Here is a 21,793-nt window from a genome sequence, read left to right as displayed (position 1 = left end):
ACACACCATCGGCCAGGACCGACGGGCCTACCCGGGCCACGCCGTGGGCAGAGCCGGCGTGCCCGCTCTGCCGCGCCGTCGGCCAGAACCGGCAGACCACCTGGCCGCGCCTGCCGCGGTGCGGCCGCTCCTCGACACGTGCCCGGTCTGGGATCGGCTGGTCAGGCCGGCGTCGTTTAGCTCTGGTACGCGCGACTCGACAACGGACGACCGCGCCCGGCCGCACGGCTGACTGTCGGCGCACAGGTCACGACCGCAGCAGTCCCGCCTGGCGGTAGACGCGGCGGAGGTGGTCGAGCATCTCCTCGGGGGTGATGTCGCCGGGCTGCAGCAGGCGGTAGAGCAGCGCGCCGACGGTCATGTCGAGCAGCGCCTCCACGTCGGTGCCGGGCGGGAGGTGACCCTCGGTGACGGCGCGCCGCAGCACGGGCAGTGCGACCCGCCGTCGGGGAAGGATGTGGTTGTCCCAGTAGGCGGCCATGACGCCGGGGTGGGTGAAGCGGGAGCCGAACGCCTGGGCGAGCAGCGCGCGGTAGCCCGGGGTCGCGAGGGTGCGCGCCGCCTGCGGCAGGGCGCTCTCGATCAGCGCGGTCATCTGGTCGTAGGTCATGTCGGGGTCGAGCTCGGCGGGATCGGCCTCGCGATGCGTGCGGCCGGGAAGCCCCTCGGCGGACGACTCGACGGCGGCCGCCAGCAGCGCCTCCCGCGAGGACCAGCGGCGGTAGACGGTGACCTTGCTGACCTCGGCCCGCCGCGCGATCTCCTCGATGCTCGCCCCGCCCACACCCCGCTCGACGAGCAGCTCGCGCGCCGCACGCAGGATCGCGGCGTCGGCGGCGGTGCTGCGGGGCCGCCCGGTGCGCGTCATCGGCGCTGCCCGAGCACGTCGGCGACCCAGGCGGCAGGGCGGACGGCGTCGGGGGCGCCGGCCACGCGCACGGTGCCCGAGGTGCGCCGGGCGAGGTGACCGTCCGGCCGGACCAACCACGTCTCGTCCAGCCCGTCGGTACGCCGCAGGACGACGACGTCGCCCGCGCCGGCCGTGGCGGACGTCGACCCGCCCGGCGCCGACGTACGGCCCGTCGACGTATCGCTCGCCGTCGCGGTCGCGCCGCCCGCCCCCGCCATCGACGTACCGCCCGCCGGCGCCGTCGTCGCCGGGCCGTTCGCCGGGACGACGGCGGCCCACGTGCCGCCGAGGTGCGCGTACAGGCGGGTGGGCGTGCCGTCGCCGGCGAGGCACGGGAGGTCAGCGACCCGGTCCCCCGGCCGTGGCGCGGGACCCGTGCGGCGGCCCAGCGGGCCGCGCCGGTAGCTGACCCAGAGCTGCGAGGCGGCCCACGTGGCCTTGCGCTGCACCCACGGCAGCCCGAACAGGGGCGCGACCACGCGGTCGCGCACGAACCGGCCGACGGCGTTGCGGGTGACGTCGATGGTCGTGACCACCGAGGTGCCCCGCAGCACGTCCTTGGCCAGTGGCCGGCGTTCCGCCTCGTAGGTGTCCAGCAGTTCGTCGCCGGCCGCTCCGCGGACCACCAGGGCGAGCTTCCACGCCAGGTTCTCGGCGTCGCCCAGTCCGGTGAGCATGCCCTGCCCGCCGAACGGGGCATGGGCGTGGGCGGCGTCGCCGGCCAGGAACAGGCGGCCGGCGCGGTAGCGGTCGGCCAGCCGGCGGTGGATCGTGAACTGTGAGAGCCACTCCGGCTCGCCCACCCGCACGGTACGCCCGGTGCGCTCCGGCAGGATCCGGCGGACACGGGCCAGGATCTGCTCCTCGCCGAGGCGCTCGCCGCCGGTGCCGTCGGTCCGGGGACGGCCGGTCCGCGTCCCACCAGCCGCCGTCGCATGGTCGGCCGCCGTCGGCTCGTCAGCTGTCGCGGCGCCCTCGCTCGTCCCTGCCCCGTCCGGGTCGTAGGCGAGGATCCGCCACAGGTCCCCGTCCGGATGGGGCATGGGCATGGCGCCGATCAGGCCCGTGGAGTGGATCCAGCCCGTGGTGCCGGTCCGGTCCAGGTCCCAGTCCAGGTGGACGTCGGCGAGGAGGAAGCGTTCGGAGAGGCGGACCCCCGGCGCGGTGATGCCGGCGAGCTTGCGCACCGTGCTCGAGGTGCCGTCGCACCCGACGGCCCAGCCGGCCCGCACGGTCTCCCCGGTGCCGAGGGTGGCGGTCACGCCGTCGTCGTCCTGCTCGACCGCGACCAGGGCGGTGCCCCACTCCGGCTCCACGCCGAGCTCCGCGAGGCGGCGTCGCAGTTCCCCCTCGACCCGCGCCTGCGAGATCACCATGGGCGGCGCGGCGGTCCGCAGCCCCGGGTCGCCGAACCGGAGGTCGACCAGGGGACGGTCCCCGAGGAACGTCGTGACCGACATCGCCCGCCGCGACTCGTCGGGGAGGGAACCGAGCGCGCCGAGCCGGTCCAGCACCTCCGAGCCGCGCGCGTGCAGGAAGTTGGCCCGCGACGTCGTCGCCGGCCCGGCCGCGCGGTCCACCACCCGCACGCCCACTCCCGCGAGCCGCAGCCCGCACGCGAGCGCGAGCCCGGTCGGCCCCGCTCCTGCCACCAGGACGTCGGCCACGACGAGCCCTCCCTACTTCGTGAACGGTACCGTTCACAAAGTAACTCCCGGGCGCCCCCCTGCGCAAGGAACCCCGGGGGGCGATCCCCCGGATGACAAGACCGGCCCTGGTTCCGGCAGAGGCGATGTCCCGTAAGGAAGACGTGGAGCACCCGGCTTCGCGAACATCGCGCCGGCCACCGCCACCGCGGGCTGCGCAACCGCGCTCCACCTGGGGCGTCGCGTTCAGGCCTCGTTCGCGCGGCGGATCTCGGCCAGGTAGTCGCGCGAGGCGTCGACGAATCGTTCGATGGCGGCCTTGGAGACCTTCCGTGCGACGTCGTAGTCCTCGCGCGAGGCCTTGGGGCCGATCACGTCCACGCTCTTCATCGCCTGTTCGCCGAGTTCGACGAGGTCGGGCGCCGTCACCAGCAGCCGCACGCGGTAGCCGCGCTCGATCACGACGGCCCGCAGCTCGAAGACCTCGCGCCGCAGCGCGTCGGGATCCAGCGCGGTCTCGCCGTTGGCCACGTGCCACCGGTCCATGCGGGCACGCCGGTAGTTGTGCAGCGCGCCACCGTACTCGGTGAACGCCTCCACCCGTTCCTGCCGCAGCCGCTCCGCCCGGGCGAGGCCCTCCTGCTGACGCACGGTGCTGCGCTGGATCCAGTACGTCGCCACGGACCCCAGCAACGTCCCGAACACGGCGATGAGACTCGTCGCGATAACCTCCACGCGCACACCCAACCACCCGCGCAGACAAAGGTGAAGCCCTGGGCACGGTGCACTCGGCCCGCGGCGAGCGGTCGGTCCGACGCCGAGCGGTCGACCAGACGCCCAAAGGTCAACCGCGGCCGAGCGGTCGGTCCCTGCCCGCGCCCATGACCGCGAGCCGCGGACCGCCGGACGGCGCCGTCGCCGTCGGACGACGACCATCGCCGTTCGAGGCCGTTCGGGACCACCACCGACCCGGCGTCAGACGCGCGGCTGGACCCAGCCGGTCCCGATGCTGCCCCAGGGCCGCTGGAAGAAGCCCGCCCACACCTCGCCGCCGAATCGCTCGCCGGCGCGCATGAGGCCCTTCCACGAGTGGTAGCCCGGCACCACGGGCACGTACCAGCGGTCGGCCGGCAGTCCCGGCGTCGGCTTCTTGTCGCGCCTGCGGTACGGGAGCAGCCGGGGGACGGCGTCGAACCCGTCCGGGGTCACGGGTTCGATCTCCAGGGCGGTCCGCCGCTTCTTCGTCATGCGCAGCGCGCCCATCACGGCGTCAGTGGCCCATTCCTGCGCCTTGCCCTCGAGGGTGACCGCGGGAGCGCCGGGCGGTAGCTCGAACGAGACGCCGGCCCGCCCGATCCGGTCCCAGGCGAGACGGTCCCAGGTCTTGCCGTGCCAGAACCAGATTCCCGACTCGTCGACGACGATCCCCCGCGACCGGACCGCACCCCGCATCGCGACGAGGAACAGCGCCGACAGGCCGCCGAACAGCAGCGCGAAGAATCCGCCGATCCACCGCGCCGCGCCGGCCGAGGGATCGAGGACCACCGTGAGGCAGCCCCAGGTCAGCGGCACCGTGAGCACCAGCCCCACGATGATCGCGATCAGATTCGTGCGACCCACGTCCAGCCGGTGAGCCTCGGGGGAGAAAGACGGCGGCGGGGCTTTGTCCGCCATATCAGCATTCGTCACACCGCGATGCTAGCGACGGGACCGCCTGCGTGGCGCCACACCGCCGGGCGCCATGCAGTTCCTTGCACACCATCGTCCGTCCGGGCGACCCCGGCCACCAGCACCACTTGAAACGTTTCACCCCCTTGCCCTCGCATTGACGCCCCAATCCCCTGCTCTCTAACGTTGCAGCGTCCGGCAACCGCTTTCCCACGCAAGCACCACGACCTCACGATGGAGTGAACGTGTCCACAACCCTGAGCAGACGTCTGAAAGCCCTGATATCCCTCGCGGCCGCCGCCTGCGTGACCGCCGCCCTCCTCATTGCCGCCCCGCTCACCGCCTCGGCACAGGTCGAGACGGACACCTGGTACATCGTCGAGTCCCGGCACTCGAACCTGGTCCTCAACATCGACGGAGGCTCCACCGCTCGGGGCGCCGAACTGGTCCAGTGGAACCGGACCGACGCGAACCACCAGCAGTTCCGCTTCCTGGACTCCGGGGACGGCTACTACCGCATCCAGGCCCGCCACTCGAACCAGGTCCTCGACGTGTGGGAGTGGAACGCCGACAACGGCGCGACCATCGCCCAGTACGACGACCTGAGCGGCACCAACCAGCAGTGGCAGGTCACCGAGAACTCCGACGGCTACCACACCTTCGTCAACCGCTTCTCCGGCAAGGCGCTCGACGTGTGGGAGCGGTCCACGGCGGTCGGCGCCCGGATCTCCCAGTACACCCCGAACGGCGGCACCAACCAGCAGTGGCGCCTGATCCCCGTCGACGACGGCGGCACCACCGACCCGCCCGGTGACGGCACCTACCAGGCCGAGGACCTCACCCGCGGCGTCTCCGTCATCCCCACCGGATCGGGCCACCTCGTCAGCTGGCGCCTCCTCGGCACCGACTCCCCGGACACCGCGTTCCACGTCTACCGCGACGGCCAGCGCCTCACGTCCTCGCCGGTCACGGGCGCGACCAACTACTGGGACGACGGCGGATCGTCCGGCTCCACCTACTCGGTGTCGGCCGTGAACGGCGGCACCGAGGGGACGCCGTCGAACGCGGAGATCCGGTTCGGCTCGAACGGCTACCGCGACATCCCGATCCAGCGGCCCGCGGGCGGCTCGACGCCGTCGGGCAGCTTCACCTACGAGGCGAACGACGCGAGCGTCGGCGACCTGGACGGCGACGGCGACTACGAGTACATCGTCAAGTGGTACCCGAGCAACGCGAAGGACAACGCGCAGTCCGGGTACACGGGCAACACGATCATCGACGCCTACCGGCTGGACGGCACCCGCCTCTGGCGGATCGACCTGGGCCGGAACATCCGCTCCGGCGCGCACTACACGCAGTTCCAGGTCTACGACTACGACGGCGACGGCGACGCCGAGATCGCGATGAAGACCGCGGACGCCACGGTCGACGGCCGGGGCACGGTGATCGGCAACGCCGGCGCCGACCACCGCAACAGCAGCGGCTACATCCTGAGCGGCCCGGAGTACCTGACGATCTTCGACGGCCGGACGGGCGCCGCGATCGACACGATCGACTACCGGCCTCCGCGCGGCAACGTCTCGAGCTGGGGCGACAACTACGGCAACCGCGTCGACCGGTTCCTGGCCGGCACCGCCTACCTGGACGGGGCGACGCCGTCGATGATCTTCTCGCGGGGCCACTACACCCGCTCGGTCATCTGGGCGGTCGACTTCGACGGGCAGAACCTCTCCACCCGGTGGATCTTCGACTCCGACGTCGCCGGCAGCCAGTACGAGGGCCAGGGTGCGCACAGCCTCTCGATCGCCGACCTGAACGGCGACGGGCGCCAGGACGTCGTGTTCGGCGCGATGGCGATCGGGGCGAACGGGCAGCCGCTGTGGAACACCGACCTAAAGCATGGTGACGCCCTGCACGTGAGCGACTTCGAGCCGTCCAACCCCGGCCAGGAGGTGTTCATGCCGGGCGAGTGGAGCACCATGCCCTCCTCCCGGCTGGTCGACGGCGACAACGGGCGGATCCTCTACCAGACGTCGCCCGGCGGCGACAACGGCCGCGGCGTCGCCGCGAACATCTGGTCCGGCAACCCGGGCAGCGAGTACTGGTCGGCCGCGGTCGGCGGCATGCAGAACGCCAACGGCTCCAACATCGGCTCGAAGCCCTCCTCGATCAACTTCTTGTCGTGGTGGGACGACGACGGCGAGCGCGAGCTGCTGGACGGTACGCACATCGACAACTACTCGCCGGGCTCGCGGCAGCTCACGGGATCGGGCGTGTCGTCGAACAACGGCACCAAGTCCACCCCGGCCCTGTCGGCCGACCTGTACGGCGACTGGCGCGAGGAGGTGGTCTGGCGCACGAGCGACAACTCGGCCCTGCGCATCTACTCCACGCCGTACGAGACGGACCTGCGGATCCCCACCCTGATGCACGACCCGCAGTACCGCGTCGCGATCGCCTGGCAGAACACGGCCTACAACCAGCCCCCGCACCCGAGCTTCTACATCGGGAGCGACATGTCCCCGGCCCCGTGGCCGGACGTCGTCACCCCGTAGCGACGAGAGCTCATGATCGACGGCGCCGAGCCCTTCCCGAACGGGCAGCCACCTGCCGGGAGGGGCTCGGCGGCCGTCACGCCGCGCGGATCACGCCCCAGCGGCGCAGCAGGAGGTACATCTCGCAGCCGAGGCACAGCCCGAACACGGCGTTGAGCGCGGCGGCGACGAACGCGACCGCCGCGGCGATCGGGACCGCGGCGAGCACACCGAACAGCCCGAGCACGACGCCGATCCCGGTGACGACCAGCCCGACGAGCTGCGCGAACCGCGGCGGCCGCCGGTCCTCCAGTTCCTCCGGCGACCCGAGGCGCGGCCGGACGAGGGTGCGGAAGATCCACCCCTGCCAGGTGCCCTCCGCACCGCGGACCGTGCCGAGCACGAAGCTCAGCGCGATCACGACGAGCAGCACCAGGCCGGCCGTACTCGCGCCGAACAGCATCACGATCGCCAGCAGCAGCGCGGTGATCCCGGCGCCGAACCGCGGCCCGCGCGGGTCGATCATGCCGTCGCTCCTCGTGCCCGACGGCGTCGTCATCGCTCCGGCCCCTTCGCCGCGACCGCCGCACGGGCGTCCGCCGTCGTGCCGTGTTCCGGGGGCGCGGCGTGGTCCTGCGAGGTCGCGCGGGCCAGGGCCTCGCGGGCCTGCGCGGGCGACACGCCACCGCTCATCCGCGCGACCTCCGTGCCGTACCGGTCCAGGACCAGGACGGTCGGGGTGCGCAGAACGGCCAGTCGGCCCGTGAGGGCGAGATGATCCTCGACGTCGAGCTCGTGGTGCACGACGCCGTCGCCGGCCTGCGTCCCGAGCACCCGCGCGGTCGACCGGCACGCCGCGCACACCTGCGTGGTGAACTGCACGAACGTGGCCCGCGTCCCGAGGTCCACACCGTGGGACGCCCAGTCGACGCGACCGTCGGCGGCCCGCGGGCCCCGCACCGCTCCCTGGCGCCGCGACCACGACACACCGACCAGTGCCGTCAGCACGACCGCACCGCTCAGCAGCAAGATTTCCATCGCCGTCCCCGTCCAACCGGTCTCCGGGACCGGACCTTCCGTTCTCCGCATCCCATCACATCGACAACACCTTTGTGAACCATCGTCTTGGTCTATGGACAGCTGCAGAGGTAACGGACGGGAGCCAGGCGAAACACAACGCGCCCCGGCGAAACACGAAAGTTACCGCGGCCGCACGGAGCCGACACGTCCGTCCACTTAGGTTCATTTGAACCTAATCGCCGGCCTGCCCCGGGCCGCACGCCACGAACGGAGCACCCCCATGCGCCCTCGGTCCCTGTCGCGCCACGGCGTGACACGCCTGAGCACCGTCTCGCTCGCCGCCCTCGCCGTCGTCGCCCTCAGTGCCTGCGGAGCGCGCGTCGACAGCGGTGAGGCCGCCCCCACCGCAGCTGAGAGCTGCGTCGACACCTCCGGCGACACGGTCAAGGTCGGCTTCCTCAACTCGCTGTCCGGCACGATGGCGATCTCCGAGCAGACCGTCCACGACTCCCTCCAGCTCGCCGCCGAGGAGATCAACGCGGACGGCGGAGTGCTCGGCAAGCAGCTCGAGATCGTCTCGGAGGACGGCCAGTCCGAGCCCACCGTCTTCGCCGAGAAGGCCGGCAAGCTCATCACCAGCGACTGCGTCGCCGCCGTCTTCGGCGGCTGGACGTCGGCGTCGCGCAAGGCGATGCTCCCAGTCTTCGAGGCCCAGGACTCCCTGCTGTTCTACCCGGTGCAGTACGAGGGCCTGGAGTCCTCGCCCAACATCTTCTACACCGGCGCCACCACCAACCAGCAGATCGTGCCCGCGCTCGACTACCTCGCCGAGCAGGGCACGGAGTCGCTGTTCCTCGTCGGCTCGGACTACGTCTTCCCCCGCACCGCGAACAAGATCATCAACGCCTACGCCGAGGCGCACGGCATCGAGATCGTCGGCGAGGAGTACGCGCCCCTCGGCCACACCGACTTCTCCACGATCGTCAACAAGGTGAAGTCCGCCGACGCCGACGCCGTGTTCAACACCCTCAACGGTGACTCCAACGTGGCCTTCTTCAAGGAGTACAACAACGCCGGGATGTCCGCCGACGAGATGCCCGTCGTCTCGGTGTCGATCGCCGAGGAGGAGATCGGCGGCATCGGCGTCGATAACATCGAGGGCCAGCTCACCGCCTGGAACTACTACCAGACCGTGGAGAGCCCCGCGAACGAGGCGTTCGTCGAGGCGTTCAAGGCCAAGTACGGCGAGGACCGACCCACCTCCGACCCCATGGAGGCGGCCTACACCTCGCTCCACCTCTGGAAGGCGATGGTCGAGAAGGCCGAGTCGTTCGCCGTCGCCGACGTCGTGGCCGCAGCCGACGGCGTCACCTTCGACGCCCCCGAGGGACAGGTCGTCGTCAACGGCGACAACCACCACATCGCCAAGACGGCGCTGATCGGGACGATCGGCGAGGACGGCCTGATCCACACCGAGTGGAGCTCCGGGGAGCCCATCGAACCCGACCCCTACCTCGAGGGCTACGACTGGGCCGACGGCCTGTCCTGACCGGGCCGCCGGACGAACGGACCCTGGCATGGACATCATCGCCCAGCTCTTCGCCGGACTGAGCCTCGGCTCCGTCCTCCTCCTCGCCGCCCTGGGGCTCTCCCTGACCTTCGGCCAGATGGGCGTCATCAACATGGCCCACGGGGAGTTCATGATGGCGGGCGCCTACACGGCGTTCGTGGTCCAGGGTGTCGTCGGCGACGCCGGCGTGAGCCTGTTGCTCGCGCTCCCGCTCGGCTTCGTCGTCGGCGGCCTGCTCGGCCTCCTGCTGGAGGCGACGCTGATCCACCGCATGTACCGGCGGCCGCTGGACACGCTGCTCGTCACCTGGGGTGTCGCGCTCGTGCTCCAGCAGGTCGCACGGGACGTGTTCGGCGCGCCCAACGTGGACGTCCGCGCGCCCGCCTGGCTGTCGGGCGCCGTCGAGATCGGCGGGCTCGCCCTGCCGCGCACCCGGCTGTTCATCCTGGCGCTCGCCGCGGTCTGCGTGGTCGCCCTGGCGCTCGCGCTGCGGGCGACGCCGCTCGGCCGGCGGATCCGCGCCGTCGTGCAGAACCGGGACCTGGCCGAGGCGTCCGGCATCTCGTCGCGGACCACCGATCGGGTCACGTTCTTCATCGGGTCCGGGCTCGCCGGCATCGCGGGCGTCGCGCTCACGCTGCTCGGCTCGATCGGGCCGACGCTCGGGACCAACTACATCGTCGACGCCTTCCTCGTCGTCGTGGCCGGCGGGATCGGCCAGGTCAAGGGCACCGTGATCGCGGCGACGGCGCTGGGCCTGATGCAGGCGTTCTTCGAGTACTCGACGACGGCCTCGGTCGCCAAGGTGCTCGTGTTCGTCGCCGTCGTGGCCTTCCTGCAGCTACGACCCCAAGGGCTGGTCTCGGTCCGGACGAGGAGCCTCGCATGACAGTTCTCAGCGCACTCGCGCGGCCCGGGCGCACCCGGACCCTCGCGGCGTACGGTCTGGCCGCCGCCCTGCTGCTGCTCGCGCCGACCGTGCTCAGCCCCTTCCGCCTCGACCTGCTCGCCAAGTTCCTGTGCCTCGCCATGGTCGCCGTCGGGATCGGCCTCGCCTGGGGTCGCGGCGGCCTGCTCACCCTGGGCCAGGGCGTCTACTTCGGCCTCGGCGGCTACCTCATGGCGATGCACCTCAAGCTCGCGGACGCCGGCCCCGGCGGAGTGCCCGACTTCATGCTCCTGTACGGGACGGGGCAGGTGCCGGGGTGGTGGGAGCCGCTGCGCTCCCCGATCGCGGCGATCCTGCTGATCCTGCTCGTGCCGGCGGCGCTGGCCGCGGCCCTCGGCTGGGCCGTGTTCACGCGGCGCGTGCGGGGCGCGTACTTCGCGATCCTGTCCCAGGCGCTGGCGGCCGCCTTCACGATCCTGCTGATCGGCCAGCAGCAGACCACGGGCGGGACGAACGGGCTCAACGGGTTCCGCGCGTTCTTCGGCTACGACCTCGCCGATCCCGCGAACCGGCTCATGCTCTACTTCATCGCCGCCGCCGTGCTGCTCGGCATGGTGGCGGTGGCGCACCAGCTCGCCACGTCCCGCTTCGGGGAACTGCTGGTGGCGGTGCGCGACCAGGAGGACCGGGGCCGGTTCCTCGGCTACGACCCCGCCCTCGTGAAGGTCGTCGCCTACGTGGTCGCCGCGGTGATGGCCGCGATCGGTGGCGCGCTGTTCGTGCCGATCGTCGGGATCATCTCGCCGGCCGACGTCGGCGTCGTCCCGTCCATCGGATTCCTCATCGGGGTCGCGATCGGCGGGCGCGCAACACTGCTCGGCCCGGTGCTCGGGTCCATCGCGGTGAGCTGGGCCCAGACGTCGATCTCCGAGCAGTTCCCGTCGGGCTGGATCTACTTCCAGGGCGCGCTGTTCATCCTCGTCGTCGCCTTCCTCCCCGGCGGCCTCGCGTCCGTCGCCGGAGTCGCGCGACGGCGGCGCACCGCGGAAAGGAGCCGAGCATGAACGACATCGACCTGACCGCGGCCGACGCGCTGCTCGGGACGGACACCGCCCGTTTCCGGCACGACTACCTGGAGGTGCGGGGCCTCCGCGTCGAGTTCGACGGCTTCGTCGCAGTGCGCGACGTCGACCTCACGGTCACCCAGGGCGACCTGCGGTTCCTCATCGGCCCGAACGGCGCGGGGAAGACGACGCTCATCGACGCGGTGACCGGGCTCGTCCGGGCGACGGGCTCGGCAGCGTTCGGCGGGACGGAACTGCTCGGGCGCACCACGCACCGGATCGCGCGTGCCGGGGTGGGCCGGACGTTCCAGACCGCCAGCGTCTTCGAGGAGCTGACGGTGCTGCAGAACCTCGACATCGCGGCGGGCGCGCGGCGCCGGCCGCTGTCGCTGCTACGGCGCCGCGCAGACCCGCCGGCCGCCGTCGACCAGGCGCTGGAGACGATCGGGCTGACGGCGCTGCGGGACACCCCGGCGGGCGTGCTCGCCCACGGCCAGAAGCAGTGGCTGGAGATCGGGATGCTGCTCGTGCAGGACGCCCACCTGCTCCTGCTCGACGAACCCGTGGCCGGGATGACCCAGGCCGAGCGCGAGGAGACGGGGCAGTTGCTGCGCCGCATCGGCTCGCAGCGGGTGGTGGTCGTCGTCGAGCACGACATGGAGTTCCTTCGTTCCTTCGCCGACTCCGTGACCGTGATGCACCAGGGACAGGTGCTGGCCGAGGGCACGGTGAACGAGGTGCAGAACGACCCGGCTGTGGTCGAGGTGTATCTCGGCGCGGACGCGGCGTCATCGGACGCCACCACGACGGGGTCGGCGGAGCCTGTCGCGACGGAAGGAGACCACTCGTGATGCTCGAGCTGAGCGGCGTGACCACGGGCTACGGACGCACCACCGTGGTGCATGGCGTCGACCTGACCGTCCCCGACGGCGCGCTCACCGCCGTCCTGGGTCACAACGGCGCGGGCAAGACGACGCTCCTGCGCGCGGTGCTCGGCCTGCTGCCGCTCCGCGCCGGGGCAGTGCTCCTCAACGGCGCGGACGTCACCGCGCTCGCGCCCCACAAGCGGGTGCGACGCGGGATTGCCTACGTACCGCAGGGCCAGCAGTCCTTCGGCCAGCTGTCCGCCCGGGAGAACCTGCAGGTGGTCGCCGACGCGTACGGGCGGGCCGGGCGGCGCCGGACGGACGAGGCGCTCGATCTCTTCCCCGCTCTGCGCGACCTGCTCGGCCGCCAGGCCGGGCTGCTCTCCGGTGGGCAGCGCCAGCAGCTCGCGATCGCCCGGGCGCTGGTCACCGGGCCGCGCCTGCTCGTCCTCGACGAGCCGGTCGAGGGGATCCAGCCCAACGTGGTGTCGGAGATCTACGACGCGATCTCGGCCCTGACCTCCTCCGGCGACCTGTCCGTGCTGCTCGTCGAGCAGCACCTCGGCTACGCCGTGGAGCACGCCGCCGAGTTCGCCGTCCTCACCTCGGGCCGCATCGCCCACCGCGGCCAGGGCGGCGGCCCGTCCGCAGCGGCGGACGCCCGGAAGGCGCTGGCCCTGTGACGACGCCCTGGACCGTGCCGCCCGACCACGACCACGCCGTCGTGGTCGGCGTCGGCCGAAAGGAGCTTCTGTGCGACTGACCCCTGGCGATGTCGAGAAGTTGCTGCTCGCGACCGCCGGGATGGTGGCGCGGGACCGGCTGGCGCGCGGCGTGCGGCTGAACCACCCCGAGTCCGTGGCGCTGCTGTCCTGCTGGGTGATCGAGCGGGCGCGCGAGGGCGCCGACGTCGCCACGCTCATGGACACAGGCCGCGAGGTCCTCACCCGCGAGCAGGTCATGGACGGCGTCGCCGAGATGCTCACCGACGTCCAGGTCGAGGCCACGTTCCCCGACGGCCGCAAGCTCGTCACCCTGCACCACCCCATCCAGTAGGAGGCCCGCATGGCCGCACACACGTCCACGGGACCCGGCGCGGTCCGGGTCGCCCCCGGCAGCATCGAGATCAACGCCGACCGCGCGCCGCACGAGCGCCTGTCCCTCGTCGTCCTGAACACCGGCGACCGGCCCGTGCAGATCGGCTCCCACCTGCACCTGCCCGACGCGAACAGCGCCCTGGAGTTCGACCGGAAGGCCGCGCACGGCTTCCGGCTCGACGTCGCGTCCGGCACGTCACAGCGCTTCGAACCCGGCGCGAGTCGCCGGGTCGACGCCGTGACGATCCGCGGGGCGCGCCGCGTCCCGGGGATACAGCGCGGCAAGTCCGACGACGGCGCGCTGGGGCCGGTCGCGGCGCCCGCTCCGGTCGAGCCGTCCGACGCGGGTGGACCGGTCGGCGAGGAGCAACCCGCCGGGCCGACGGAGCCGCCGCCCGCCGACGCCCCGGCGCCGGACGACGGGCAGGAGGACCGCTGATGGCCTGGGTCGACCGCGAGCGCTACGCCGCCCTGTACGGCCCGACGGTCGGCGACCAGGTGCGCCTGGGCGACACCGACCTCTGGATCGAGGTCACCGAGGATCGCACGGCCGGCGGTGAGGAGGCGGTGTTCGGCGGGGGCAAGTCGATCCGGGAGTCGATGGCGCAGTCGACCCGGACCCGCGCCGAGGGCGCGCTGGACACGGTGATCACGAATGCCGTCGTCCTGGACTGGTGGGGCGTGGTGCGGGCGGACGTCGGGGTGCGGGACGGCCGGATCGTGGCCCTGGGCCGGTCCGGCAACCCGGACATCGCCGACGGCGTGCACCCGGACCTGGTCATCGGGCCCTCGACCGACGTCGTCTCGGGCGAGGGCCGGATCCTCACGGCGGGCGCGTTCGACCCCCACGTGCACCTGCTGTCGCCGTCGCAACTCCACGAGGCGCTGGCCACCGGGATCACGACGGTCGCGGGCGGCGGCACCGGCCCGTCTGAGGGGTCCAAGGCGACGACGGTGACCGGGGCCGGGCATCTGCGGCACGTCCTGCGCGCCCTCGACCAGCTGCCGGTCAACGTGCTGCTGCTCGGCAAGGGCAACACGATCGGTGCGGACGCCCTGGCCGAGCAGGCCCTCGCGGGGGCGGGTGGCTACAAGATCCACGAGGACTGGGGCGCCACCCCGGCCGCCCTGGACGCCGCGCTGCGCGCCGCCGAGGAGTGGGGCCTCCAGGTGGCCCTGCACTCGGACTCGCTCAACGAGGCCGGGTTCGTGCAGTCGACGGTCGACGCCATCGACGGCCGGTCGATCCACGCCTTCCACGTCGAGGGTGCGGGCGGCGGACACGCGCCGGACATTCTGACGATCGCCGGCCTCCCGCACGTGATCCCGGGTTCGACGAACCCGACGCTCCCCCACACCGTCAACACGGTGGCCGAGCACCTCGACATGCTGATGGTCTGCCACCACCTGAGCCCGGCGGTCCCGGAGGACCTGGCGTTCGCCGAGTCCCGCATCCGCGCGACGACGATCGCCGCGGAGGACGTGCTGCACGACATGGGGGCGCTGTCGATCACGTCGTCCGATGCCCAGGCGATGGGCCGCATCGGTGAGGTGATCACCCGCACGTGGCAGGTGGCGCACGTGATGAAGCACCGCCGCGGCCCGCTGGGCAGCTCGGAGCCGGCGGACAACGAGCGTGCCCGCCGCTACGTCGCCAAGTACACGATCAACCCGGCGATCGGCCACGGCGTCGCCGATCACGTGGGCTCGGTGGAGCCGGGAAAGCTGGCGGACCTCGTGCTGTGGGACCCGCGCTTCTTCGGCGTCCGGCCGGACCTCGTGCTCAAGGGCGGCGTGATCGCGTGGGCGGCGCTCGGCGACCCGAACGCGTCGATCCCCACGCCGCAACCCGTGCTGCAGCGTCCCGCGTTCGGCGACGCGATCGCCGCCGACCTCTCGCTCGCATTCGTGGCACCGGCCGCGATCGAGGACGGCCTGGCGGACCGGCTCGGGCTGCGTCGCGAGCTGGCGGCCGTGACGCCCACCCGCGGCGTCGGAAAGGCGGACATGCGCAACAACGACGTACTCCCCCGGATCGACATCCGGCCCGACACATTCGAGATCCGGATCGACGGCGACGTCGTCGAGCCCGCGCCCGCCGTCCGCCTGCCGCTCGCGCAGCTCTACTCGATGTTCTGAGGGAGCGGACGTGACCTCGGCCCACGTGCTCTCGGTGGCGATGCTGCTCGCCGACGCCCGCCTGCCCAGCGGCGGGCACGCCCACTCCGCGAGCCTCGAACCCGCGCTGCTGGGCGGCATGCCCGTGGCCGCGGTGCCCGCCTGGCTCGTCGGGCGCGCGACGACGGCGAGCCTGGTGGAGGCCGGCACGGCGGTCGTGACGGCGCGGGTCCTTGCCATGGCGGACGACTCCGGGCTGGCCGGCGTCGTCGGCGCGTGGGCGGCCCGGACGCCCGCGCCCGCACTGCGCGACGCCGCCCGCCTGCTCGGGCGCGGCTATCTGCGGCTCGCGCGCGCCCTCTGGCCGGAGATGCCCGCCGTACGAGCCGTGGTCGCACACGCCGCCGCCCACGGACCGCTCCCCCGCGCCGTGGTCCTGGGCGCGGTCGCCGCGGCGACCGGCCTGCCCCCGGCCGACACCGTACGCCTCACCGTGTACGACGACGCCCAGACGGCGGCCGCGGCCCTGCTCAAGCTCGAACCCCTGGATCCGGTGGCGCCCGCGCGCTGGGTCCTCGACGCGTGCGCCGCGGCGGAGCCACACGTGCCCCGCGTCGCGGCGTGCATCACCCCGGAGGAGATCCCCGCCTCCGGTTCCCCGCAGACCGAGGGCTGGGCGCAGGCCCACGCCCTCCTGAGCCAAAGGTTGTTCCGTGCCTGAATCCCTTGTCTCCGCATCCGCCACCGCCCCCACCACCGTCCCGGGCGCGCCGTCCGAGCCGGCCACCGACGCCCGGCCAGGTTCGTCCGCCGGCCCTCTGGCCACGTCGTCGGCCGATGCCGCCCGGCCCACCTCCCGCGCGCTCCGCCTCGGCGTCGCCGGGCCCGTGGGCGTCGGCAAGTCGTCCCTCATCGCGACGATCTGCCGGGCGCTCGGCGCCGAGCTGCGCCTCGGCGTCATCACGAACGACATCTACACCGACGAGGACGCGCGATTCCTGCGCTCGGCCGGAGTGCTCGAACCGGAGCGCATCCGCGCGGTGGAGACGGGCGCCTGCCCCCACACCGCGATCCGCGACGACGTCACCGCCAACCTGCTCGCCGCCGAGGATCTGGAGCGCGACTTCGCCCCGCTGGACCTCGTGATCATCGAGTCCGGCGGGGACAACCTCACGGCGACGTTCTCCCCCGCACTGGTGGACGCCCAGATCTTCGTCCTCGACGTGGCCGGCGGCGGGGACGTCGCCCGCAAGGGTGGTCCCGGCATCGGCCGGGCCGATCTGCTGGTCGTCAACAAGACCGACCTCGCGCCGTACGTGGGCGTCGACGTCGCGCGGATGGTCGCCGACGCGTCCGCGGCGCGTGAGAACCGTGCGGTCGTGGCGCTGTCCCGCACCGACGACGCGTCGGTGGCCGAGCTGCGCTCCTGGGTGCTCGACGTGCTGGGCAGTTTCCGCTCCGGCGCGCACGTCGCGCAGGATCCCGGGCCGATGGCGCCGCACTTCCACGCCGACGAGGACGGCGGCTACGTGCACAGCCACGACGAGCCGGGCGCCCACGACCACGACCACGCCCACTGACCGCCCGATGCCGCACACGTCCTCACCTGCTCGGGAGGCCCTGCCGCGGCGGATGCTTCCCGAGCCGCGCGAAGTCGTGGCCGAGCCGGCCGGACCCGAGCTGCCAGGTTGGCCCTACCCACCGGACCAGGCCGCCCCGCGGGTGACCCAGGTGGCCGTCGAGCGTCCGGCCCGGCCCGGCGCGCCCGTGCGGGTCCGGACGTCCGACGGGCTGCTCGCCGCGCGCCTCGTCAGCCGTGACAGGGTGCACGCCGAGGTCGCGCTCGTCGCCGGCGGAGCCATGCTGCTCGGCGGGGACCGCGTCGTCGTCGGCATCCGCGTGGATGCCGGTTGCGCGCTCACGCTGACCGATGTCGGCGGCACCGTCGCATACGACGGCGACGGCGCCGCCTGTCACTGGGACACCGACATCCGGCTCGGTGCCGGGGCCGCCCTGACCTGGGCGGGCCTGCCGTTCGTCGTCGCCGCGGGAGCCGACACGCACCGCGCCACCACCGCGCGCCTCGGCCCCGGCGCCCGCCTGGCCCTGCGGGAGACCGTGGTGCTCGGCCGGTCCGGAGAACGCGGTGGCCACATCGTGCTCCGCACCGACATCGCCGACGACGCCGGTCCCGTCCTGGTCGAGGAACTGACCGCCGCCGGCGAGCACCCGGTCCCGGGCGTCCTCGGCGACCACGCGGTGATCGACACCGTCACCACCGTGCACGGCGGTCCCGCGACAGGATCGGATCACCCGTCGGCTTCCGGCGGGGCCGTGACCCTCCGCCTCGAACGCGGCGGGACCCTCACCCGGTGGCTGGGTCCCGCCACACACCTCAGTCCCCTCGGGCCCCCGGCCCTCCCGGTCCCCGACACCGCAGAACTCTCGGAGGAAGCATGACGAGCAGCACACCCGTCGGCCCACATCCCGCCCGGTCCGCTCGGTCCGGCCGCCGCGGACGCCGTGGCGCCACCGTGCCGGTGATCATCGCGCTCCACGTCGTCGGCGTCGGCGGCCTGGCCGGAGCGCTGGCCCTGGACGGCGGCGCCGGGGCGATCACGCTCGCGATGGGCCTGGCCGCCTACGCGCTGGGGCTTCGCCACGCCTTCGACGCGGATCACATCGCGACCATCGACAACACGACCCGCAAGCTGGTCCGGGCGGGGCGGGACGCGCGCGGTGTGGGGCTGTGGTTCTCGCTGGGGCACTCGACGGTGGTGCTGGGTGCGGCGCTGCTGCTGTCTCTCGGGGTCGGTGCGCTGGCGCCGATGCTGGGTGACGAGTCGTCGCCGCTGCGCTCGGCCACGGGCGTGTGGGGCCCGCTGGTGTCGGGGACGTTCCTGCTGGCGATCGCCGCGGTCAACCTCGTCATGCTCCGGCGTGCGCTGCGCGCCAGGACAGCGGCCGCCGCCGGGGACCAGACCGATGCCGGGCACGCCACCGGAGGACCGCGCGCCGGAGAGCCCGGCCCGGGGAGCGACACGCATCACGCGGGCGGGCCGGTCACCTGGGCGCTTCGCCGGTTCGGCTGGGCCACGGACAAGCCGTCGCGGATGTACGCCGTCGGGCTGGTGTTCGGGCTCGGGTTCGACACCGCCACGGAGATCGGCCTGCTGGCGATCACCGCCTCGGCGGCACTCGGCCAGGTCGCGTGGTACGCGGCCCTGCCGCTGGCGGTGCTGTTCGCCGCAGGGATGTCGATGCTTGACTCGGCCCAGGGCGCGGTGGCCCGCCGCGTCTACGCGCACGCCGGGTCCGGCGGACCGGAGGCCGCCGGCGTCGGCGGGCGGCCCGCCGCCGGTCAAAGCGGCATGCAACCTGCCGGCGGCGGGAGCAGCACACAACCTGCCGGCGTGGTCGGCGGTCGCCCGGGCGCGGCGCCGCGCCCAGGGGTCTCCGCCCGCACCCGGGTGCGGTACGACGTCGTCGTCACGGGGATCTCCGCCCTGGCGGCCCTCGGGATCGGCGCGGTGACCCTGGTGCAGGTCGCGGCCGAGCACGCCCCGTGGCTCGGCCGGTTCCCGGTGGCCGCCCTCAGCCTCGAGCCCTACGGCGTGGTGCTCACGGTCGTGCTGCTGGCGGCCTGGGGCACCGGACTGCTACTGGCCCTGCGCCAGCCGCGCCGTGAGGCGTGACAGGACGTCCCGCCCGCGGGACGAGAGGTACACGCGGATCACGCGGCGGTCGAGGCCGTCGACCTCGCGGTAGACGAGAGCCTTGGTCAGGAGGTCGTCGACCCGGCGGCCCAGCGTCGCCTTGTCGACGAGAACGGCTTCACGCAGCTGGGACATCGTCAGCCCGTCGCCGGCGCCGAGGGCGTCGAGCACGAGCCATTCGTCGAGGGCGAAGCCCTCCGGGCGGAGCACGTCGGCCGCGTTCCGGGCCGCGCGGCGCGCCGCGAGAACCGACTCGCGCAGCATGGCGGCCGCCATCGCGTCGCCCACGTCGTCGTGGCGCGTCGCCGTGACCGTCTCACTCCCAGTCCGCATGCCCGCACGCCCTTCCTGTGTGCTCGTACACTACCCGCCAACACAGGCCGAGCCCAGAGAACGGGCCCATCACGGGACGGGGCGTCATGTCGGACTTCGTCGTCGGTGCCCTGCTGCACTTCCAGGGCCCCGGAGGGATCTACGGTCCGTCGTGCCAGGCCGTCACGGAGCTCGCCGTCGCCGAGATGAACGCGTCCGGAGGGATCCTCAGCCGCCCGGTGCGCGCGGAGTTCCTCGACGCGGGTCAGCCGCTCCCCGTCGTGCGGCAGCAGGTGAACCGGGCGCTGACCGCGGGCAGCATCCACGCGCTGACCGGCTGGCACACCTCGGCCGTGCGCAACGCCGTCGTCCCCCTGGTGCAGCAGCGGGTCCCGTACGTGTACCCGGCCGCGTACGAGGGCGCAGAGACACGTCCGGGCCTCTACGTCACGGGGGAGGTCCCGTCGGCGCAGCTGTTCCCCGCGATCTCGCGGCTCCGGGCGGAGCTCGGCGTACGGAGCTGGTATGTCGTGGGCGACGACTACGCGTGGCCGAGGCGCACGTTCCAGGCGCTGTCCACCCAGGTCGCCTCGCTCGGCGTGGAGTTCGCCGGCGCCCGGTTCCTGAACGAGCAGGGCGCGAGCGCCGCTCAACTGGGCGCGGTCGTGAACGACGTCGAGGCGTCGCGGGCCCACGGCGTGCTGCTGCTGATGGTCGGGCAGAACGCGGTCCGGTTCAACCGGGTGTTCGCCCGACGCGGCCTGGACGAGCGGATCGTCCGCCTGAGCACGCTCATGGAGGAGAACATGCTCATGGGCAGCGGCTTGGCCGGCACGGCCAACCTCTACTCGACCGGCGGCTGGTTCCGGAGCCTGGCGACCGGCGGGGCGCTCGACCTGATCGGCCGCTACACCGCCCACCACGGGGTACATGCCCCGGCTGTCGGGGCGGCGGCCGAGGCCTGCTACGAGGGCATCTTCGCGCTGCGCACGATCGTCGAGCGTGCGGGGAGCGCCGCGGTGGCCGCGACGGACCGCTCGGTCGACGGCGTCGTCTACGAAGGGCCGCGCGGGCCGATGCGGTTCCAGGGCAACCACGCCCAGCACCGTCTCTACATCGCGCGGGCCGACGGGTTCGATTTCGACCTCATGGGCGAGCTCTGACCAGCCCGAACAGGTCGCCAATGTGACATATACCACGGAGAACAATTCGGTCAAGCCATACCTCGACGGACTCGGAACCCGTAACCCGATTGTGACTTCTCGGCGCGACGGGGTTACGGTCGGTCCCGCTCGCGGCACCCCGCGAGCGCCCGAGGCGGACGCCGAGCCCTGTCACCGCCCGGGAACTGCAACCAGATGGCAGGGGCGGGGGAACCAACGTAAGCGGGCACCGTCGGGTGTCCTTGGGGTGAAGCCGCACAGGTAGTACTGCGGCCGGGTCATTCTCTCGATCCGAATCCGACAGCTCACCTCGTAGGCGTCGGGAGAAGAACGTGACCACTCGCACTCCCGGGCGCCATCGTGCTGCCCGCACACCCCTCACCCCGCTGACTCCGCTCACCCGTGCCGCCGCGCGGGGCCTCTCCGGTGTCGCGCGCCGCGGCGCCCTCGTCGCCGCCGGGTCCGGCCTGGCCGTCTCCCTGCTCAGCATCCCGTCGGACGCGGCTCCGGCGGACGACCGGAGCCCGGCCACCGCCGAGTTCGAGGCCGTGCCGGGCGCCGTCGAGGCAGCTGCCGCGCAGGGGCTGACCACGCAGCGACTGACCGCGCAGGGAACGATCGTGCAGGAGGCGGCCGTGCGGGAGGCCGCCGCACAGGACGTCAGGCAGGAGGCCGTGGCGGCGCCGGTCGTGCGCGTCGCCGCCGACATCGAGTTCGCGGCGGAGACCGGGACGATCAAGGTGACCCCGGCCCCGGAGCCGGAGCCCGAGCCCGAGCCGGAACCGGAGCCCGTCGTGGAGGCCGCGGAACCCATCCAGGAGACGGCCGCGCCGGCTCCCGCCGAGCAGCCCGCCGAGCCGGTGGAGGAGGCCGCCCCGGCCGCGGCCGCCGGCTCCGGCGTCGTCGCCATCGCCATGCAGTACCTCGGTGTGCCGTACGTCTGGGGCGGCTCGACGCCCGCCGGGTTCGACTGCTCCGGGTTCACGTCGTACGTCTACGCCCAGGTCGGCATCGACCTGCCGCGCACGTCGTCGGAGCAGCGCTACGCCGGCACCCAGGTCTCCGCCGCCGAGGCCCAGCCGGGCGACCTGATCTGGAGCCCCGGGCACATCGCGATCTACGCGGGCAACGGCATGCAGGTCGAGGCACCGGTCCCGGGCGAGACCGTGCGCCACACGAAGATCTGGCAGTCCAGCCCGACCTTCATCCGCGTGGGCTGA

At 73.0% G+C, this 21,793-nt stretch carries 22 protein-coding genes and 1 riboswitch; of the genes, 15 read left to right on the top strand and 7 right to left on the bottom strand.

The genetic code is table 11. The features are described from left to right. Window positions 1-247: 247 nt before the first annotated feature. The 4 genes from IIE03_RS16470 to IIE03_RS16455 all read right to left on the bottom strand — a co-directional run bounded on the left by IIE03_RS16470 (window position 248) and on the right by IIE03_RS16455 (window position 4,176). Window positions 248-868, bottom strand: coding sequence for a TetR/AcrR family transcriptional regulator (locus IIE03_RS16470; protein WP_192863846.1), 621 nt, complete (start codon window positions 866-868; stop codon window positions 248-250). Beyond that, entirely contained in the window at window positions 865-2,577 is a 1,713-nt protein-coding gene (locus tag IIE03_RS16465; RefSeq protein WP_318843027.1) for an FAD-dependent monooxygenase, read from the bottom strand. The genes IIE03_RS16470 and IIE03_RS16465 overlap by 4 nt, the downstream gene beginning before the upstream one ends. 225 nt (window positions 2,578-2,802) lie before the next feature. Further along, window positions 2,803-3,291 carry a hypothetical protein gene (locus tag IIE03_RS16460; RefSeq protein WP_192863845.1) on the bottom strand — a complete coding sequence of 163 codons (489 nt, stop codon included), beginning with the start codon at window positions 3,289-3,291 and terminating at the stop codon, window positions 2,803-2,805. A 240-nt stretch (window positions 3,292-3,531) separates the two neighbouring features. Then, on the bottom strand, window positions 3,532-4,176 hold the full coding sequence (locus tag IIE03_RS16455; protein WP_193107587.1) for a hypothetical protein: 645 nt from the start codon (window positions 4,174-4,176) through the stop codon (window positions 3,532-3,534). Between the two features lie 293 nt (window positions 4,177-4,469). Here IIE03_RS16455 and IIE03_RS16450 point away from each other — a divergent pair, with 293 nt between their 5' ends. Further along, window positions 4,470-6,779, top strand: a complete 2,310-nt coding sequence (locus IIE03_RS16450; protein ID WP_192863843.1) for a rhamnogalacturonan lyase family protein — start codon at window positions 4,470-4,472, stop codon at window positions 6,777-6,779. A gap of 76 nt (window positions 6,780-6,855) precedes the next feature. Here the strand turns inward: IIE03_RS16450 and IIE03_RS16445 are convergent, their stop codons facing one another. Next, window positions 6,856-7,317 (bottom strand): DUF4395 domain-containing protein, encoded by a 462-nt coding sequence (locus IIE03_RS16445; RefSeq protein ID WP_192863842.1) that lies wholly within the window; start codon window positions 7,315-7,317, stop codon window positions 6,856-6,858. Beyond that, window positions 7,314-7,796 carry a thioredoxin family protein gene (locus tag IIE03_RS16440; RefSeq protein WP_192863841.1) on the bottom strand — a complete coding sequence of 161 codons (483 nt, stop codon included), beginning with the start codon at window positions 7,794-7,796 and terminating at the stop codon, window positions 7,314-7,316. Before IIE03_RS16440 ends, IIE03_RS16445 begins: the two co-directional genes overlap by 4 nt. 262 nt (window positions 7,797-8,058) lie before the next feature. Here IIE03_RS16440 and urtA point away from each other — a divergent pair, with 262 nt between their 5' ends. The 12 genes from urtA (at window position 8,059) to IIE03_RS16380 (ending at window position 19,077) form a co-directional block, all read left to right on the top strand. Beyond that, the gene (gene urtA / locus IIE03_RS16435) at window positions 8,059-9,327 is read left to right on the top strand and encodes an urea ABC transporter substrate-binding protein (RefSeq protein WP_192863839.1); all 1,269 of its coding nucleotides are present in this window, start codon (window positions 8,059-8,061) and stop codon (window positions 9,325-9,327) included. A gap of 28 nt (window positions 9,328-9,355) precedes the next feature. After that, entirely contained in the window at window positions 9,356-10,237 is an 882-nt protein-coding gene (urtB, locus tag IIE03_RS16430; RefSeq protein WP_192863838.1) for an urea ABC transporter permease subunit UrtB, read from the top strand. Then, window positions 10,234-11,301: an urea ABC transporter permease subunit UrtC gene (gene urtC, locus IIE03_RS16425; RefSeq protein ID WP_192863836.1), complete on the top strand. Its 1,068-nt coding sequence runs from the start codon at window positions 10,234-10,236 to the stop codon at window positions 11,299-11,301. The genes urtB and urtC overlap by 4 nt, the downstream gene beginning before the upstream one ends. After that, window positions 11,298-12,152, top strand: coding sequence for an urea ABC transporter ATP-binding protein UrtD (gene urtD, locus IIE03_RS16420; RefSeq protein WP_192863834.1), 855 nt, complete (start codon window positions 11,298-11,300; stop codon window positions 12,150-12,152). The genes urtC and urtD overlap by 4 nt, the downstream gene beginning before the upstream one ends. Further along, window positions 12,152-12,850 carry an ATP-binding cassette domain-containing protein gene (locus IIE03_RS16415; RefSeq protein WP_192863833.1) on the top strand — a complete coding sequence of 233 codons (699 nt, stop codon included), beginning with the start codon at window positions 12,152-12,154 and terminating at the stop codon, window positions 12,848-12,850. Before urtD ends, IIE03_RS16415 begins: the two co-directional genes overlap by 1 nt. A 70-nt stretch (window positions 12,851-12,920) precedes the next feature. Beyond that, on the top strand, window positions 12,921-13,223 hold the full coding sequence (locus IIE03_RS16410; protein ID WP_192863831.1) for an urease subunit gamma: 303 nt from the start codon (window positions 12,921-12,923) through the stop codon (window positions 13,221-13,223). Between the two features lie 9 nt (window positions 13,224-13,232). Continuing rightward, window positions 13,233-13,703 carry an urease subunit beta gene (ureB, locus tag IIE03_RS16405; protein ID WP_192863830.1) on the top strand — a complete coding sequence of 157 codons (471 nt, stop codon included), beginning with the start codon at window positions 13,233-13,235 and terminating at the stop codon, window positions 13,701-13,703. Continuing rightward, a complete protein-coding gene (locus tag IIE03_RS16400; RefSeq protein ID WP_192863829.1) occupies window positions 13,703-15,403 on the top strand; it encodes an urease subunit alpha in 1,701 nt (566 codons plus the stop codon). The genes ureB and IIE03_RS16400 overlap by 1 nt, the downstream gene beginning before the upstream one ends. A gap of 10 nt (window positions 15,404-15,413) precedes the next feature. Next, window positions 15,414-16,103: an urease accessory protein UreF gene (locus IIE03_RS16395; RefSeq protein ID WP_318843026.1), complete on the top strand. Its 690-nt coding sequence runs from the start codon at window positions 15,414-15,416 to the stop codon at window positions 16,101-16,103. Between the two features lie 97 nt (window positions 16,104-16,200). Next, on the top strand, window positions 16,201-16,962 hold the full coding sequence (ureG, locus tag IIE03_RS16390) for an urease accessory protein UreG (RefSeq protein ID WP_192863860.1): 762 nt from the start codon (window positions 16,201-16,203) through the stop codon (window positions 16,960-16,962). A gap of 7 nt (window positions 16,963-16,969) precedes the next feature. Further along, window positions 16,970-17,842, top strand: a complete 873-nt coding sequence (locus IIE03_RS16385) for an urease accessory protein UreD (RefSeq protein ID WP_192863827.1) — start codon at window positions 16,970-16,972, stop codon at window positions 17,840-17,842. Continuing rightward, the gene (locus tag IIE03_RS16380) at window positions 17,839-19,077 is read left to right on the top strand and encodes a HoxN/HupN/NixA family nickel/cobalt transporter (protein ID WP_192863826.1); all 1,239 of its coding nucleotides are present in this window, start codon (window positions 17,839-17,841) and stop codon (window positions 19,075-19,077) included. Before IIE03_RS16385 ends, IIE03_RS16380 begins: the two co-directional genes overlap by 4 nt. Here the strand turns inward: IIE03_RS16380 and IIE03_RS16375 are convergent. Beyond that, the gene (locus IIE03_RS16375) at window positions 19,042-19,431 is read right to left on the bottom strand and encodes a MarR family transcriptional regulator (RefSeq protein ID WP_225997878.1); all 390 of its coding nucleotides are present in this window, start codon (window positions 19,429-19,431) and stop codon (window positions 19,042-19,044) included. The genes IIE03_RS16380 and IIE03_RS16375 overlap by 36 nt on opposite strands. 86 nt (window positions 19,432-19,517) lie before the next feature. Here IIE03_RS16375 and IIE03_RS16370 point away from each other — a divergent pair, with 86 nt between their 5' ends. Further along, the gene (locus IIE03_RS16370) at window positions 19,518-20,573 is read left to right on the top strand and encodes a substrate-binding domain-containing protein (protein WP_192863824.1); all 1,056 of its coding nucleotides are present in this window, start codon (window positions 19,518-19,520) and stop codon (window positions 20,571-20,573) included. Between the two features lie 165 nt (window positions 20,574-20,738). Next, window positions 20,739-20,907, top strand: a riboswitch (cyclic di-AMP (ydaO/yuaA leader). Then, entirely contained in the window at window positions 20,906-21,793 is an 888-nt protein-coding gene (locus IIE03_RS16365) for a C40 family peptidase (RefSeq protein WP_192863822.1), read from the top strand. It overlaps the preceding riboswitch by 2 nt.

The sequence above is a fragment of the Myceligenerans pegani genome (genome assembly GCF_014892515.1).
GTDB classification, from domain to species: domain Bacteria; phylum Actinomycetota; class Actinomycetes; order Actinomycetales; family Cellulomonadaceae; genus Myceligenerans; species Myceligenerans pegani.
The sequence above is the reverse complement of the archived record's forward strand: the minus strand, read 5'-3'. Positions and strand labels throughout refer to the sequence as shown.

Bases quoted from the DNA above. Each gene is read 5' to 3' on its own strand.
- IIE03_RS16470 (WP_192863846.1), bottom strand. From the start codon at position 868: ATGACGCGCACCGGGCGGCCCCGCAGCACCGCCGCCGACGCCGCGATC.
- IIE03_RS16445 (WP_192863842.1), bottom strand. From the start codon at position 7,317: ATGACGACGCCGTCGGGCACGAGGAGCGACGGCATGATCGACCCGCGC.
- IIE03_RS16440 (WP_192863841.1), bottom strand. From the start codon at position 7,796: ATGGAAATCTTGCTGCTGAGCGGTGCGGTCGTGCTGACGGCACTGGTC.
- urtA (WP_192863839.1), top strand. From the start codon at position 8,059: ATGCGCCCTCGGTCCCTGTCGCGCCACGGCGTGACACGCCTGAGCACC.
- urtB (WP_192863838.1), top strand. From the start codon at position 9,356: ATGGACATCATCGCCCAGCTCTTCGCCGGACTGAGCCTCGGCTCCGTC.
- urtC (WP_192863836.1), top strand. From the start codon at position 10,234: ATGACAGTTCTCAGCGCACTCGCGCGGCCCGGGCGCACCCGGACCCTC.
- urtD (WP_192863834.1), top strand. From the start codon at position 11,298: ATGAACGACATCGACCTGACCGCGGCCGACGCGCTGCTCGGGACGGAC.
- IIE03_RS16415 (WP_192863833.1), top strand. From the start codon at position 12,152: ATGCTCGAGCTGAGCGGCGTGACCACGGGCTACGGACGCACCACCGTG.
- ureB (WP_192863830.1), top strand. From the start codon at position 13,233: ATGGCCGCACACACGTCCACGGGACCCGGCGCGGTCCGGGTCGCCCCC.
- IIE03_RS16400 (WP_192863829.1), top strand. From the start codon at position 13,703: ATGGCCTGGGTCGACCGCGAGCGCTACGCCGCCCTGTACGGCCCGACG.
- IIE03_RS16385 (WP_192863827.1), top strand. From the start codon at position 16,970: ATGCCGCACACGTCCTCACCTGCTCGGGAGGCCCTGCCGCGGCGGATG.
- IIE03_RS16380 (WP_192863826.1), top strand. From the start codon at position 17,839: ATGACGAGCAGCACACCCGTCGGCCCACATCCCGCCCGGTCCGCTCGG.
- IIE03_RS16375 (WP_225997878.1), bottom strand. From the start codon at position 19,431: ATGCGGACTGGGAGTGAGACGGTCACGGCGACGCGCCACGACGACGTG.
- IIE03_RS16370 (WP_192863824.1), top strand. From the start codon at position 19,518: ATGTCGGACTTCGTCGTCGGTGCCCTGCTGCACTTCCAGGGCCCCGGA.